The 13,812-nt window shown below is 69.7% G+C and carries 13 protein-coding genes; 10 read left to right on the top strand and 3 right to left on the bottom strand.

What is annotated here, in order from left to right; translation table 11 throughout:
- Positions 1–89: 89 nt before the first annotated feature.
- From AC3ETA_RS15145 to AC3ETA_RS15125, 5 genes are all read left to right on the top strand, one after another.
- Entirely contained in the window at positions 90–1,298 is a 1,209-nt protein-coding gene (locus tag AC3ETA_RS15145; RefSeq protein WP_432193403.1) for a sensor histidine kinase, read from the top strand.
- Positions 1,299–1,471: 173 nt separating this feature from the next.
- Positions 1,472–2,836, top strand: a complete 1,365-nt coding sequence (locus AC3ETA_RS15140) for a sensor histidine kinase (RefSeq protein WP_432193402.1) — start codon at positions 1,472–1,474, stop codon at positions 2,834–2,836.
- A gap of 833 nt (positions 2,837–3,669) precedes the next feature.
- Entirely contained in the window at positions 3,670–4,329 is a 660-nt protein-coding gene (locus tag AC3ETA_RS15135; RefSeq protein ID WP_432193427.1) for a LuxR C-terminal-related transcriptional regulator, read from the top strand.
- A gap of 272 nt (positions 4,330–4,601) precedes the next feature.
- Positions 4,602–6,530, top strand: coding sequence for a 2-oxoacid:acceptor oxidoreductase subunit alpha (locus AC3ETA_RS15130; RefSeq protein WP_432193401.1), 1,929 nt, complete (start codon positions 4,602–4,604; stop codon positions 6,528–6,530).
- Positions 6,523–7,602 (top strand): 2-oxoacid:ferredoxin oxidoreductase subunit beta, encoded by a 1,080-nt coding sequence (locus AC3ETA_RS15125; RefSeq protein WP_432193400.1) that lies wholly within the window; start codon positions 6,523–6,525, stop codon positions 7,600–7,602. The genes AC3ETA_RS15130 and AC3ETA_RS15125 overlap by 8 nt, the downstream gene beginning before the upstream one ends.
- A 59-nt stretch (positions 7,603–7,661) precedes the next feature.
- Here the strand turns inward: AC3ETA_RS15125 and AC3ETA_RS15120 are convergent, their stop codons facing one another.
- On the bottom strand, positions 7,662–8,087 hold the full coding sequence (locus tag AC3ETA_RS15120) for a DUF6082 family protein (RefSeq protein WP_432193399.1): 426 nt from the start codon (positions 8,085–8,087) through the stop codon (positions 7,662–7,664).
- 399 nt (positions 8,088–8,486) lie between these two features.
- On the opposite strand from AC3ETA_RS15120, the gene AC3ETA_RS15115 reads away from it, so the two are divergent.
- The gene (locus tag AC3ETA_RS15115; protein ID WP_432193398.1) at positions 8,487–8,687 is read left to right on the top strand and encodes a hypothetical protein; all 201 of its coding nucleotides are present in this window, start codon (positions 8,487–8,489) and stop codon (positions 8,685–8,687) included.
- A gap of 81 nt (positions 8,688–8,768) precedes the next feature.
- Here AC3ETA_RS15115 and AC3ETA_RS15110 read toward each other — a convergent pair whose 3' ends face one another.
- Complete coding sequence (locus AC3ETA_RS15110) at positions 8,769–9,326, bottom strand: DUF6082 family protein (RefSeq protein ID WP_432193397.1); 558 nt, start codon at positions 9,324–9,326, stop codon at positions 8,769–8,771.
- Positions 9,327–9,551: 225 nt separating this feature from the next.
- Positions 9,552–9,959: a winged helix-turn-helix transcriptional regulator gene (locus AC3ETA_RS15105; protein ID WP_432193396.1), complete on the bottom strand. Its 408-nt coding sequence runs from the start codon at positions 9,957–9,959 to the stop codon at positions 9,552–9,554.
- An 89-nt stretch (positions 9,960–10,048) separates the two neighbouring features.
- Between AC3ETA_RS15105 and AC3ETA_RS15100 the strand changes: the two genes are divergently transcribed.
- The 4 genes from AC3ETA_RS15100 to AC3ETA_RS15085 all read left to right on the top strand — a co-directional run bounded on the left by AC3ETA_RS15100 (position 10,049) and on the right by AC3ETA_RS15085 (position 13,789).
- A complete protein-coding gene (locus AC3ETA_RS15100; RefSeq protein WP_432193395.1) occupies positions 10,049–10,903 on the top strand; it encodes an SDR family oxidoreductase in 855 nt (284 codons plus the stop codon).
- Between the two features lie 201 nt (positions 10,904–11,104).
- The gene (gene rarD / locus AC3ETA_RS15095; RefSeq protein WP_432193394.1) at positions 11,105–12,058 is read left to right on the top strand and encodes an EamA family transporter RarD; all 954 of its coding nucleotides are present in this window, start codon (positions 11,105–11,107) and stop codon (positions 12,056–12,058) included.
- A 160-nt stretch (positions 12,059–12,218) separates the two neighbouring features.
- Positions 12,219–12,695: a VOC family protein gene (locus AC3ETA_RS15090; protein WP_432193393.1), complete on the top strand. Its 477-nt coding sequence runs from the start codon at positions 12,219–12,221 to the stop codon at positions 12,693–12,695.
- A gap of 146 nt (positions 12,696–12,841) precedes the next feature.
- Entirely contained in the window at positions 12,842–13,789 is a 948-nt protein-coding gene (locus AC3ETA_RS15085; protein WP_432193392.1) for a M28 family metallopeptidase, read from the top strand.
- Positions 13,790–13,812: the final 23 nt, after the last annotated feature.

Below are 13,812 nucleotides of genomic sequence, written 5' to 3'. Positions count from 1 at the left end.
CCGGTCGGGCACGGGGTGGGGTTTTCCCCCGGGGACCGCGGCGGTCCGCTCCATGGCGTGGCGGCCCGGCGCGCGGCACGCTAGCCCATATGACCGAACGCCCCAGCCCCGTCAGGGACGCCTCCCGGCGGCCCGAACGCGAGCAGCAGCCGCTGCCGCCGGCCCGTTTCGCCTACGACCGGCAGACCTGGAAGGAGATCGCGCACCTCCTGGCGAACCTTCCGCTGGCCCTGCTCGGCTTCACCTATGTCGCGGTGGTGCTGTTCACCGGCGCCATGCTGACGTTGACGGTGATCGGCTTCCCGCTGCTCGCGGCGGGCCTGGTGGGCGCCCGGCAGCTGGGCAAGCTGGAACGGGCACGCGCGCGTGCGCTGCTGAACGTGGAAGTGGCCGAGCCGAGCCCGCTGCCGTTGCGCGGTGGCCGGGACGGCTTCTTCCCGCAGCTGTGGCAGGCGCTGAAGGACCCGGTCGGCTGGCGCACGATCCTGTACGACTTCATCCGCCTGCCCTGGGGCATCCTCACCTTCACTGTCGCGCTGACCTCGCTGTTCGTGCTGTGGCCGGTGCTGCCGTTCATCGCGCGGGGCCTGACGAACGCGGACCGCGCGATGGTGCGGGGCCTGCTGTCGCCCTCCGACGAGCTGGAGCGCCGTATCGCCGAGCTGGAGTCGGACCGGGGGGTCGTCGTGGACACGGCGGCCGCCGATCTGCGGCGCATCGAGCGCGATCTGCACGACGGAGCGCAGGCCCGACTGGTCAACCTCGCCATGGGGCTGGGCCTGGCCAAGGAGAAGCTCCTGGAGGACCCCGACGCCGCGGCCTCGATGGTCGCGGAGGCGCACGGCGAGGTGAAGCTCGCACTCCAGGAACTTCGTGATCTGGCCCGTGGCATCCATCCGGCCGTCCTGACCGACCGGGGCCTGGACGCCGCCCTGTCGGCGGTGGCCTCGCGCTGCACGGTGCCGGTGAAGGTGACCGTCGATCTGCTCGCCAGACCGGTCGCTGCGATCGAGGGCATCGCCTACTTCACGGTCTCCGAGCTGCTGCAGAACGTCAGCAAGCACAGCGCGGCGAAGTCGGCGTCGGTCGACGTGTGGCGGTCGGACGACCGGCTGCTCATCCAGGTGCGGGACGACGGCCGCGGCGGCGCGAGCCTGGACGGCGGCAGCGGTATGCGCGGCCTCGCCGACCGGCTGGACGCGGTGGACGGGCTGTTCGTGATCGACTCGCCGCGCGGCGGCCCCACGACCGTGACGGCCGAGCTGCCCTGGCGGGACCGCACCCCCGGGCAGGGGTAGGGAAAACCCCCCGTTCAAGACGCCGACGGCCTCCATGTCGCGTGGACCTGCGGCCCAGGAGGGTGGAGGTACGACGGCACAGCCCCGGCGGGGCTCCGGGACGAACAGCCCCGGCGGGGCTGCGGGACGAACAGCCCCAGCGGGGCTACGGGACGAGGAGAACGGACGAGCCGATGGCCACGGAGTACGGACAGGGTTACGGGCACGGGCTCGGTCTCCACGAGCACGGCCTTCCCGAGCACGGCGGCGGGCGACGGCACCGGCTGCCGGCCGGGCTGCGGGCGCCGTTCGAGGCACGCAGCTGGCGCGAGTTCGGGTATGTGCTGCTGAGCCTGCCGATCAGCATCATGCTGTTCGTCTACGCCATCACCATGGTGTCGCTGGGCGCGGGTCTGCTGGTGACGTTCCTCGGCATCCCGGTGCTCGCGGCGGGCCTGGTGGGCTGCCGCGGCTTCGGGGCGCTGGAGCGGGTACGCGCGCGTGCGCTGCTCGACCTGGAGGTGGCCGACCCGGAGCCGCTGCGGATGCGCCGGCGCGGCTTCATGGCGTGGATGGGCGCCGTACTGAAGAGCGGGACGTCGTGGCGGGCCCTGCTGTACGCGGTGCTGCACTTCCCGTGGGCGGTGTTCTCGTTCGTCGTCGCCCTGAACGTGTGGGTGTACGGCTGGGCGCTGCTGACGTACCCGCTGTGGTTCTGGGTCTTCCCGATGTGGGCCGGCCAGGACGGTCTTCAGATCTACGGCGACGAGACGCACAGCTTCTACCTCGACAACCCCTTCGAGATCACCGTCACCGCGCTGGTGGGCCTGCTGTTCACACTGGCCACGCCCTGGATCGTGCGGGCGCTGACGACGGTGGACCGGCTGCTGGTGCACGGTCTGCTCGGGCCGTCGAAGCTGGCCACGCGCGTGGTGGAGCTGGAGTCCGACCGCGGGGTCGTCGTCGATACGGCCGCTGCCGACCTGCGGCGCATCGAGCGCGACCTGCATGACGGAGCGCAGGCCCGGCTGGTGGCCCTGGCCATGGATCTGGGCCTGGCGAAGGAGAAGCTCGCGGAGGACCCGCAGGCCGCCGCGCGGATGGTCGACGAGGCGCACGGCGAGGTGAAGACAGCGCTCCAGGAGCTGCGCGATCTGGCCCGCGGCATCCATCCGGCGGTCCTGACCGACCGCGGTCTGGACGCCGCCCTGTCGGCGGTGGCCTCGCGGTGCACGGTGCCGGTGGAGGTCCAGGTCGACCTGACGGAGCGGCCGGTTCCGGCGATCGAGGGGATCGCGTACTTCACGGTCTCCGAACTGCTCCAGAACATCAGCAAGCACTCGCGGGCCACGTGGGCGGCCGTGGATGTGTGGCGGGTGGAGAACCGGCTGATGCTGCAGGTCGTGGACAACGGGATCGGCGGTGCGGCCACGTCCGGCGGCTCGGGCCTGTCGGGTCTGACCGAACGGCTGGACGCGGTGGACGGGGTCCTGGTCGTGGACTCACCGGTCGGGGGGCCGACCCGGGTCACGGCGGAGCTGCCGTGGCGGACCGTGTAGGTCGGGGCCTGCCGTTGGTCATGGTGCCCGGGCCTGCCGTGGTCGTAGGTGTCGGGGCCTGCCGTTGGTCATGGTGCCGGGGCCTGCCGTGGTCATAGGTGTCGCAACCTGCCCTGGTCATGGTGCCCGGGCCTGCCGTCGTCGTAGGTGTCGGCGCCTGCCCTGGTCATGGTGCCCGGGCCCCCGTGGTCGTTCGCGGCGTGCCTGTGTCGTTCTGGGCGTGCCGTTCGACCGCGCGCCCGGCGAGGCGGGGAACCGGCTCCGGTTGGTTCGGGGCCGGATTTCCGTGTGTCGGATTTCTGTTTCCCGGGTTCCGGTCGGCGGGGGTCCGGTCGGCGGAGTTCCGGGGTCCGGCTTTCCGGCGGCAGGGTTCCGGCCGGCGGAGTTCCGGGGTCCGGCTTTCCGGTCGGCGGAGTTCCGGGGTCCGGCTTTCCGGCGGCAGGGTTCCGGCCAGCGGAGTTCCGGGGTCCGGCTTTCCGGTCGGCGGAGTTCCGGTGGCGGGAGGTCCAGCGGCCGGCCGGGACCCCGGCGGCCACAGTTCCGGCGGCCGGGGTCCCGGTCGGGCGAGTCCGGTCGGCGGGTTCCGTTTACCGGCCTTCCTTTTGCCGGCTTTCCTTTTGCCGGCTTTTCGTTAGTTTGCAAGCACTCCCTGAGCACGCGCCTCGAAGTCGCCCCCTTTGTCCCCACGCGATCCGAACTGCGCCGGGCAGGTTATCCACAGGCCCGGTACGGAAGAGCCGATCGCGGGATACTGAGGTCGCGAAGGACGACAGGGCCGGGGCGCGCTCGGCCGAACGCCAAGGCTCGGGGGGCCGAGGATCGTGGAGGACAGGGTGCGGGTGGTCATCGCCGAGGATTCGGTGCTGCTCAGGGAGGGGCTGACCCGGCTGTTGACCGACCGTGGGCACGAGGTCGTGGCGGGGGTCGGAGACGGCGACGCCCTGGTCAAGACCATCACCGAGCTGGACGGTCAGGGCGAGCTGCCGGACGTGGTGGTCGCGGACGTACGGATGCCGCCGACGCACACCGACGAGGGGGTGCGGGCGGCCGTGCTGCTGCGCAAGGCACACCCCGACCTCGGGGTACTCGTCCTGTCGCAGTACGTGGAGGAGCGGTACGCCACGGAGCTGCTGGCCGGTTCCAGCCGCGGGGTCGGCTATCTGCTGAAGGACCGCGTGGCCGAGGTCAGGGAGTTCGTGGACGCGGTGGTGCGGGTGGCCCAGGGCGGTACGGCGCTCGACCCCGAGGTCGTCGCCCAGTTGCTGGGCCGCAGCCGCAAGCAGGACGTGCTGGCCGGGCTCACCCCACGGGAGCGGGAGGTCCTGGGCCTGATGGCCGAGGGGCGGACGAACTCGGCCATCGCCCGGCAGCTGGTGGTGAGCGACGGTGCCGTAGAGAAGCACGTCAGCAACATCTTCCTCAAGCTCGGGCTGTCCCAGAGCGACGGGGACCACCGGCGCGTGCTCGCGGTCCTCACCTACCTGAACTCCTGATGGATCGACCCCGTGTCAGTCAAGTGGGTGACCGCTCCGCGGCGTCCGCCGGACGGACGCGAGCGCGGCAACCGAACAAACAACGGGAAGCGTCTTCAAAGGCAGCGCCGGGGGCGCGTGAATCATGACAAGTCAGGGTGGCGAACCGGCTCGATTCCTTGTCCGTCATGCGAATGGCCCAGGGAGGGCGACCTTTGCGGACGTAGGGTTGATCCTGGGAAGGCTTGCGGGAAGGCCAGCCCAGACAGCCGCCTCGAAGGAGGTCCAGTTCAGTGACCAGCCAGGTCAGTAGCCCATCGGAGCAGGCCGACGAAGCCGTCGTGGGAGAGCAGCGCAAACCGGCAGGGACGAAGGACGTCCGCCGGCTGGACCGAGTCATCATTCGATTCGCGGGGGACTCGGGCGACGGTATGCAGCTCACCGGCGACCGCTTCACCTCGGAAACGGCGTCCTTCGGGAACGACCTGTCGACGCTGCCGAACTTCCCCGCCGAGATCCGGGCCCCCGCCGGAACCCTGCCGGGCGTGTCCTCCTTCCAGCTGCACTTCGCCGACCACGACATCCTGACTCCGGGCGACGCGCCGAACGTGCTGGTGGCGATGAACCCGGCGGCCCTGAAGGCCAACCTCGGCGATGTGCCGCGCGGCGCGGAGATCATCGTCAACACGGACGAGTTCACCAAACGGGCGATGCAGAAGGTGGGCTACGCCACCTCGCCGCTGGAGGACGGCTCGCTCGACGGGTACAGCCTCCACCCGGTGCCGCTGACGACGCTGACGGTCGAGGCGCTGAAGGAGTTCGACCTCACGCGCAAGGAGGCCGAACGCAGCAAGAACATGTTCGCGCTGGGCCTGCTGAGCTGGATGTACCACCGCCCGACCGAGGGCACCGAGAAGTTCCTCAAGTCGAAGTTCGCCAAGAAGCCCGACATCGCGGCGGCCAACATCACCGCCTTCCGCGCGGGCTGGAACTTCGGCGAGACGACCGAGGACTTCGCCGTCTCCTACGAGATCGCCCCGGCGACGACGGCCTTCCCGGTCGGCACCTACCGGAACATCTCCGGGAACCTCGCGCTGTCCTACGGGCTGATCGCCGCGTCCCGGCAGGCGGACCTGCCGCTGTATCTGGGCTCGTACCCGATCACCCCGGCCTCGGACATCCTGCACGAGCTGAGCCGGCACAAGAACTTCGGCGTACGGACCTTCCAGGCCGAGGACGAGATCGCGGGCATCGGCGCGGCGCTGGGGGCGGCCTTCGGCGGCTCGCTGGCGGTGACGACCACCTCCGGCCCGGGTGTGGCCCTGAAGTCGGAGACCATCGGCCTCGCGGTCTCCCTGGAGCTGCCGCTGCTGGTGATCGACATCCAGCGGGGCGGGCCGTCGACCGGCCTGCCGACCAAGACCGAGCAGGCGGACCTGCTCCAGGCCATGTTCGGCCGCAACGGCGAGGCGCCGGTGCCGATCGTCGCCCCGTGCACTCCGGCCGACTGCTTCGACGCGGCGCTGGAGGCGGCGCGGATCGCGCTGACGTACCGCACACCGGTGATGCTGCTTTCGGACGGTTATCTGGCCAACGGCTCCGAGCCGTGGCGGATCCCGGAGCCGGACGAGCTGCCGGATCTGACCGTGCAGTTCGCACAGGGTCCGAACCACACCCTGGACGACGGCAGCGAGGTCTTCTGGCCGTACAAGCGCGACCCGCAGACCCTCGCCCGGCCGTGGGCGATCCCGGGCACGCCGGGCCTGGAGCACCGCATCGGCGGCATCGAGAAGGAAGACGGCACGGGCAACATCTCCTACGCGCCGGCCAACCACGACTTCATGGTCCGCACCCGCCAGGCCAAGATCGACGGCATCGAGGTGCCGGACCTTGAGGTCGACGACCCGCACGAGGCGAGGACGCTGGTGCTGGGCTGGGGGTCGACGTACGGCCCGATCACCGCCGCCGTACGCCGTCTGCGCACCGCGGGCGAGTCGATCGCGCAGGCGCATCTACGCCATCTGAACCCGTTCCCGCGCAACCTGGGCGCGGTACTCGGACGTTACGAGAAGGTGGTGATCCCCGAGATGAACCTCGGCCAGCTCGCCACCCTGATCCGGGCGAAGTACCTGGTGGACGCCCACTCGTACAACCAGGTCAACGGCATGCCGTTCAAGGCGGAACAGCTTGCCAAGGCTCTCAAGGAGGCCATCGATGCCTGAGACGTCCACGGAAGGCACGGGCACGATCGAGGCACTCTCGCTCATCCCCAAGGCCGAGGCACGCCAGTCCATGAAGGACTTCAAGTCCGACCAGGAAGTGCGCTGGTGCCCCGGCTGCGGTGACTACGCGATCCTGGCGGCGGTCCAGGGCTTCATGCCGGAGCTGGGTCTGGCCAAGGAGAACATCGTCTTCGTCTCGGGCATCGGCTGCTCGTCGCGCTTCCCCTACTACATGAACACGTACGGGATGCACTCCATCCACGGCCGCGCTCCCGCCATCGCGACGGGCCTGGCCACCTCGCGCCGGGATCTGTCGGTGTGGGTGGTCACGGGTGACGGCGACGCGCTGTCGATCGGCGGCAACCACCTGATCCACGCCCTGCGCCGGAACGTCAACCTCAAGATCCTGCTGTTCAACAACCGGATCTACGGTCTGACGAAGGGCCAGTACTCCCCGACCTCCGAGGTCGGCAAGATCACCAAGTCGACGCCGATGGGGTCGCTGGACGCACCCTTCAACCCGGTGTCCCTCGCGATCGGCGCGGAGGCGTCGTTCGTGGCCCGCACGGTCGACTCCGACCGCAAGCACCTCACCCAGGTGCTGCGGGAGGCGGCCGCCCACAAGGGCACGGCGCTGATCGAGATCTACCAGAACTGCAACATCTTCAACGACGGCGCGTTCGAGGTCCTGAAGGACAGGCAGCAGGCCGAGGAAGCGGTGATCCGCCTCGAACACGGGCAGCCGATCCGCTTCGGCACGGACTCCTCGCGCGGCGTGGTCCGCGACGCGCAGACCGGCGACCTGAGGGTCGTCAACGTCACCCCGGAGAACGAGTCGCAGATCGTGATCCACGACGCCCACGCCGCCTCCCCGACCACCGCCTTCGCCCTGTCCCGCCTGGCCGACCCGGACACCCTCCACCACACCCCGATCGGCGTGTTCCGCTCGGTGGACCGGCCGGTGTACGACACCCAGATGGCCGACCAGCTCGACACGGCGATCGAACAGAACGGCAAGGGTGATCTGGGGCAGTTGCTGGCGGGTGGGGACACCTGGACGGTCGTCGGCTGACGGCCGACAGACAGGCATGTGAGCCTGGGTGCACCAGCGGCACCCAGGTCTGCCCGGCGTCACTCAGGCGTGGTGCCGGACTCGGGTCCTACAACCCACCACTCCTCCAGGTCGCCCAGCCGCTCATCCAGGATGGCGTCGACAGCCCTCCCGGTCCTTGCCTCCAACGACTCCGCCGGCAGCATCTGCCGGTGCGTGGACGTTCGCGCCCAGTACTCCAGGAAGTTGTCGCTCCTGCTGAGTACTTTCAAGGCGCCGAGGAGTTCATTGCGGCTTGTCTCTCCGACCTCGTAGGAGAGCAGGAGCAACCCGTAGTGCTTGTTCGTCAAGAGCATCTGGCGCCGCTTGTCCTCGGAGATGTCGCCCAGGGTGCTCAACCCGGCGGCGAGCACCGGATCGTCGATCGCCCGGTCCAGCTGCCCCGCGAAAAGAGTGCGCACCCGGATCTTGTCGGCCATCCGGAGTTGCTCCGCCACGGCAGCCATGGCTTCGCCGGCCCGGGTGACCGCGCGCACAAGGTCCCGTCACAGCTCTTCGTGATCCGGTTCGGCCATGCAGAAACACCCCCCGCATCCCACGGCGCCACGCGCGCCCTGTGTCTGAGCCGGCGCCCGGCGTGCCAGACCGTCGCCTGCCAGCCTGGCTGACCGCACAAGTCGGGGCACAAGGTGGACAGGGGGCGCACGGATGCGTGGGCATGAAGGGATCGACGGCCGTGCCCTGCAAACGGAGTCAATTCCCGCTATGAAGTGTGTCGTTGACCGGGCACCCCGGAGAGGATCTTGGTAGCTTGTCCGGACTGTCTCCGGGTATAGAAGAGGCTCCGAGTGCCCCGCGAACTCCCTGCTGTCAACGTGGTCCGTCGTCTCGGAGACCCACCGAAAATGAGGGGCAGTCAGACCTCGGAAAGTTGTCCGGACGTCTTCGAGCTGAGCGATGGCAGTTTTGCCGTCATCGGCACGGAGGCCACCGCTGTGCTTGATCCTCTTCTCCCTGCCGACGCGGCTCGTGCCGATTACGAACGCATCGTCGTGATCAGCCGCGAGACGCTCATCCGTGCCAAGCGGGACATCCCCGACGCCTGACCGACGGCGTCAGGTGCCGCGGACGTCCGGTCCGGACTCGCAGGTCAGACATCCCGCCCACCATCACCCCGGCGACGGCGGTCAGCCGGACGTGGGCGGTCCCACGATCCACCACTCCTCCGGATCGTCGGCGAGTTCCTCCATCATCACGTCCACGGCCGCCCCAACCCGTCCTTCGGCTGAGGCACCCGGGATGCTCCGCCGGTGTTCGGCGGTGCGGTCCCAGTACTCGGCGAAAACGGCGTTGCGGCACAGAATGCGCAGGTGCCCGAGGAGTTCGTCCCAGTCGAGCACTCCTACGCGATGGGCGAGGAGGAGCGAGCCGTACTCACGGTTCGCGAAGAGCAGCTGGCGACGCTTGCCCTCGGAGAGCCCCGTCAGCGTGCTGGAGGCGTCGGCCAGGGAAGGGTCGTCGATCGTCCGATTCATCTGGTCCACTGTCAGCCGGTACTGCTGAATCAGGTTCGCTCGATGAATCTCCTCGGTCATCAGCGTCAGCTGCCGGAGCAGATCCAGCAGGATCTCCTCCTGGCGCCGGCGGCGGGCGCCACGAGCGAAGAACGCGCGCATCAGGCTGCGTCCCGCCACGACCGCAGAACCGATCCTGCTGGCCCGGGCGGCCGGAGTCTGTGTGGCCATGTCAAGCAATCCCCCTGGATCCGGTAACCGCGCCCCGGTGGGCGGAAGGGTGGATGCGCGGTGGGCGTGACACTCCGCCTCCACATTGCCCGTCAGTCAACGGCGGCGTGGGAGGCGGAGAGGGGGCGCATGGAAGGACGTGTCTCGCATGTCGACCAACACCCTGACATATGTGTGCCCCCAGGCGCCGTACGCATTCCTGCCGACCGGACGCCGGGAGTCACATCACCCCTGATCAGAGCCGCCTTTTCGCGCGTCGTACACCTCCCGCGCCTTCTGCACCTCCCCCATCCGCTCCTCGGTCCACAGCGCAAGCCCCCGCACCTGTTCCGCCGCCTCGCGACCCAGGTCGGTGAGGGAGTAGTCGACCCTCGGAGGGATCACCGGCTTGGCGTCGCGGTGGACGAGGCCGTCGCGTTCCAGGGTCTGGAGAGTCTGGGTCAGCATCTTCTCGCTGACCCGGCCGATCGCCCGGCGCAGTTCGCTGAAGCGGTACGGGCGGTCCAGGAGCTCGATCAGGACCAGAACCCCCCAGCGGCTGGTGACGTGCTCCAGCACCAGCCGGTGCGGGCACATCTGCTCGCCGATGTCGTACTTGCCCGCCGTCACGCCCACCACATCACTTACCGCCATACCAGTACCTTACTTCAAAGTGGGTACTTTCGTTGAGTTAGCGCACCTCCTAGGGTTAGTGCCACCGCACCCCACTAGGAGTTCTGATCATGAGCATCGTCGTCACCGGAGCCACCGGACATCTGGGCCGCCACGTCGTGGAGCAGCTGCTGGAGAAGGTCCCGGCCGACCAGGTGACCGCCGTCGTGCGCACCCCCGAGAAGGCCGCCGACCTCGCCGAACGCGGCGTGAAGCTCGCCGTCGCCGACTACAGCGCCCCCGCGACCTTCGAAGGGCTGTTCGCCGCAGGCGACAAGGTGCTGCTCATATCGGGCAGCGAGGTCGGCAACGACCGCGTCGGCCAGCACAAGGCCGTCATCGACGCCGCCAAGGCCGCCGGCGTCGCCCTGCTCGCCTACACCAGCGCCCCCGGCAGCCTCACGGCCGCCCTCGCCGACGACCACCGCGGCACCGAGAAGGCGCTCCTGGAGTCCGGCCTGCCGTACACGCTGCTGCGCAACGGCTGGTACCACGAGAACTACACCGAGAACCTCGCCCCGGTCCTGGAGCACAGCGCCGTCACCCACGCCGCCGGCGCCGGCCGCGTCTCCTCCGCCTCGCGCGCCGACTACGCGGCCGCCGCCGTCGCCGTACTGACCGGCGAGGGGCACGAGAACCAGACGTACGAACTGGGTGGCGACGTCGCCTGGAGCTTCGCCGAGTACGCCGCCGAGCTGAGCCGGCAGACCGGCAAGGAGATCGCCGAGAACCCCGTCTCCGTCGAGGCCTTCACCGGCATCCTGGCCGGCGCCGGGCTGCCGGGGCCCGTGGCCGCGATCATCGCCGGCGTGGACGCCTGCGTGGAGAAGGGCGAACTGGTCGTCGACAGCGGCGACCTGTCCCGCCTGGCCGGCCGCCCGACGACGCCGATCTCCGAGGCGATCGCCGCCGGACTGAAGGGCTGATTCAGGCCCTGGCCCAGGCCCAGGCCCAGGCTCTGGCCCAGGCCCAGGCCCCTCCGGACTCGCCCCTCCGGGCGCTCCACCCCCGCCTGTCATGACCGTATGGCAATACGGGCATGACAGGCGGGGGTGTTCGGCGTTACCTTCGTGCGGGCCGACGCAGGGACGCGGCCATGTGAGGGCACGAAGCACGAAGGAGGGGCCGTGACCGGGAAGTCCAGGGGTGAGCGGCACATAGGTCTGCTGAACGGCTTCGCGGCGTACGGGATCTGGGGGCTGTTCCCGCTGTTCTGGCCGCTGCTGGAACCCGCCGGGTCCGTCGAGATCCTCGCCCATCGGATGGCCTGGTCCCTCGTCTTCGTGACGGCCGTACTTCTCGTCGTACGGCGCTGGGCCTGGGCCGGTGAGCTGATACGGCAGCCGCGGCGGCTCGCGCTGGTCGCCGTGGCCGCGGGTGTGATCACCGTCAACTGGGGCGTCTACATCTGGTCCGTGAACTCGGGCCATGTCGTCGAGGCCTCGCTCGGGTACTTCATCAATCCGCTCGTCACCATCGCCATGGGCGTGCTGCTCCTGAAGGAACGGCTGCGGCCCGTGCAGTGGGCGGCGGTCGGCGTCGGCCTCAGCGCGGTGATCGTGCTGACCGTAGGGTACGGGCGGCCGCCGTGGATCTCCCTCGTCCTCGCCTTCTCCTTCGCCACCTACGGCCTCGTGAAGAAGAAGGTCAATCTCGGTGGCGTGGAGTCGCTGGCCGCCGAGACCGCGATCCAGTTCCTGCCCGCGCTCGGGTACCTGGCCTGGCTGACAGCGCAGGGGAAGTCGACGTTCACCACGGAGGGGTTCGGGCACGCGGCGCTGCTCGCGGCCGCAGGCGCCGTGACCGCGCTGCCACTGGTCTGCTTCGGCGCGGCGGCGATCCGGGTACCGCTGTCGACGCTGGGGCTGCTCCAGTACCTGGCACCGGTCTTCCAGTTCCTGATCGGCGTCGTGTACTTCCACGAGGCCATGCCGGCCGAGCGGTGGGCCGGGTTCGCGCTGGTGTGGCTGGCGTTGACGCTGCTCACTGCGGACGCGTGGCGCGCGGCGCGGCGCTTGAGGAGCGCCGAGTTCAGGGTGCCGCGGGTCGAGAAGCCGAAGTCGGCCGTGGTGGACGCCTGAGCTGGGGGCTACCGCCCCCGGACCCCCGCTTCGGCCCTGAACGGGCCTCGTCCTCAGACGCCGGACGGGCTGGATGGTGCGGACCGGCGCCGAGTGCACGCCGTGCACCGACCGGCGATTCCTGTTGCGCCCCGCTCCCCCACCCCCCTTGAGTGGTCGCATGACACAGGAACCCGCGACCGCACCGGCGCCCCTGCACTGGAAGCTCGTCATCGACTGCGCCAACCCCCAGTCCCAGGCCGACTTCTGGGCCGCCGTGCTGCACTACGAGGTCGAGGACAACAACGCCCTGATCGACCGGCTGCTGGAGCTCGGCGCGCTGCCGCGCGAGGCCGTCGTCGAGTTCCACGCCCGGCTCGCCTTCCGGGACCTGGTGGCCGTACGGCATCCCGACGACCCGTACGACAAGGACAGCGGCACCGGGCTGGGGCGGCGGCTGCTGTTCCAGCGCGTTCCCGAGGAGAAGACGGTCAAGAACCGGCTGCATCTCGACGTGCACACGGCGGCCGGGGAGCGCGAGGGCGAGGTCGAGCGGCTGGAGGGGCTGGGGGCGAGCGTGCTGCGGCAGGTGCGGGAACCGTCCGGGGCATGGGTGGTGATGGCGGACCCGGAGGGCAACGAGTTCTGCGTGCACTGAGCCCGCGGCAGTCTCAGGGTTTTCCCTATACGAACACCACGTCCGAATAGCGCTCTTGACGGAGAGTCAGGCCCACCCTCACCATCCAGGCACCCCATTCACTGAGGAATCCCTGTGATTCCCCAAGGAATTCGGAGCCCCCCACCATGAAACTCTCCGTCTCCTGGCGCACGTCGGCGGCTGTCGCCGTCGCTGCCGCCACTCTGCTGACCAGCGGATCCATAGCCGGCGCGGCGCCCAGAGCCGAGGCCCTGGCCGCCGCCCCCGACATCCCCGTGGCCGGCGTCAAGGCCCATCTCACCCAGTTCCAGTCCATAGCCACCGCCAACGGCGGCAACCGCGCCCACGGCCGCCCCGGCTACAAGGCATCCCTCGACTACGTGAAGGCCAAGCTGGACGCCGCCGGGTACACCACGACCGTCCAGCAGTTCACGTCCTCCGGCCGCACCGGCTACAACCTGATCGCCGACTGGCCCGGCGGCGACGCCAACCAGGTGCTCATGGCCGGCTCCCACCTCGACAGCGTCACCTCCGGCCCCGGCATCAACGACAACGGCTCCGGCTCGGCGGCGGTCCTGGAGACCGCGCTCGCCGTGTCACGGGCCGGCTACCACCCCACCAAGCATCTGCGGTTCGCCTGGTGGGGCGCGGAGGAGCTGGGGCTCGTCGGCTCCCGCTACTACGTCAACAACCTCTCCTCCGCGAACCGGGCGAAGATCAGCGGCTATCTGAACTTCGACATGATCGGCTCGCCCAACCCCGGCTACTTCGTCTACGACGACGACCCCGCGATCGAGAAGACCTTCAAGGACTACTACGCCGGCCTCGGCGTCGCGACCGAGATCGAGACCGAGGGCGACGGCCGCTCCGACCACGCGCCGTTCAAGAGCGCCGGCGTGCCGGTGGGCGGCCTGTTCACGGGCGCGAGCCGCACGAAGACCGCGGCACAGGTGACCAAGTGGGGCGGTACGGCCGGGCAGTCCTTCGACCGCTGCTACCACTCGTCCTGCGACACGACGTCCAACATCAACGACACCGCCCTCGACCGCAACAGCGACGCCGCCGCCTACGCGGTGTGGGAGCTGTCGGAGTAGTACGCCGGATCGCCGGCACCGGT

This window comes from Streptomyces sp. bgisy027, assembly GCF_057710365.1.
Note: the sequence above shows the minus strand (reverse complement) of the source record. Positions and strands in the feature narration are given on the sequence as shown.

What these genes read in the sequence shown, in the direction of transcription:
- AC3ETA_RS15145 (WP_432193403.1), top strand. Translation starts at nt 90, where the DNA reads ATGACCGAACGCCCCAGCCCCGTCAGGGACGCCTCCCGGCGGCCCGAA.
- AC3ETA_RS15140 (WP_432193402.1), top strand. Translation starts at nt 1,472, where the DNA reads ATGGCCACGGAGTACGGACAGGGTTACGGGCACGGGCTCGGTCTCCAC.
- AC3ETA_RS15125 (WP_432193400.1), top strand. Translation starts at nt 6,523, where the DNA reads ATGCCTGAGACGTCCACGGAAGGCACGGGCACGATCGAGGCACTCTCG.
- AC3ETA_RS15120 (WP_432193399.1), bottom strand. Translation starts at nt 8,087, where the DNA reads ATGGCTGCCGTGGCGGAGCAACTCCGGATGGCCGACAAGATCCGGGTG.
- AC3ETA_RS15115 (WP_432193398.1), top strand. Translation starts at nt 8,487, where the DNA reads ATGAGGGGCAGTCAGACCTCGGAAAGTTGTCCGGACGTCTTCGAGCTG.
- AC3ETA_RS15110 (WP_432193397.1), bottom strand. Translation starts at nt 9,326, where the DNA reads ATGGCCACACAGACTCCGGCCGCCCGGGCCAGCAGGATCGGTTCTGCG.
- AC3ETA_RS15105 (WP_432193396.1), bottom strand. Translation starts at nt 9,959, where the DNA reads ATGGCGGTAAGTGATGTGGTGGGCGTGACGGCGGGCAAGTACGACATC.
- AC3ETA_RS15100 (WP_432193395.1), top strand. Translation starts at nt 10,049, where the DNA reads ATGAGCATCGTCGTCACCGGAGCCACCGGACATCTGGGCCGCCACGTC.
- AC3ETA_RS15090 (WP_432193393.1), top strand. Translation starts at nt 12,219, where the DNA reads ATGACACAGGAACCCGCGACCGCACCGGCGCCCCTGCACTGGAAGCTC.
- AC3ETA_RS15085 (WP_432193392.1), top strand. Translation starts at nt 12,842, where the DNA reads ATGAAACTCTCCGTCTCCTGGCGCACGTCGGCGGCTGTCGCCGTCGCT.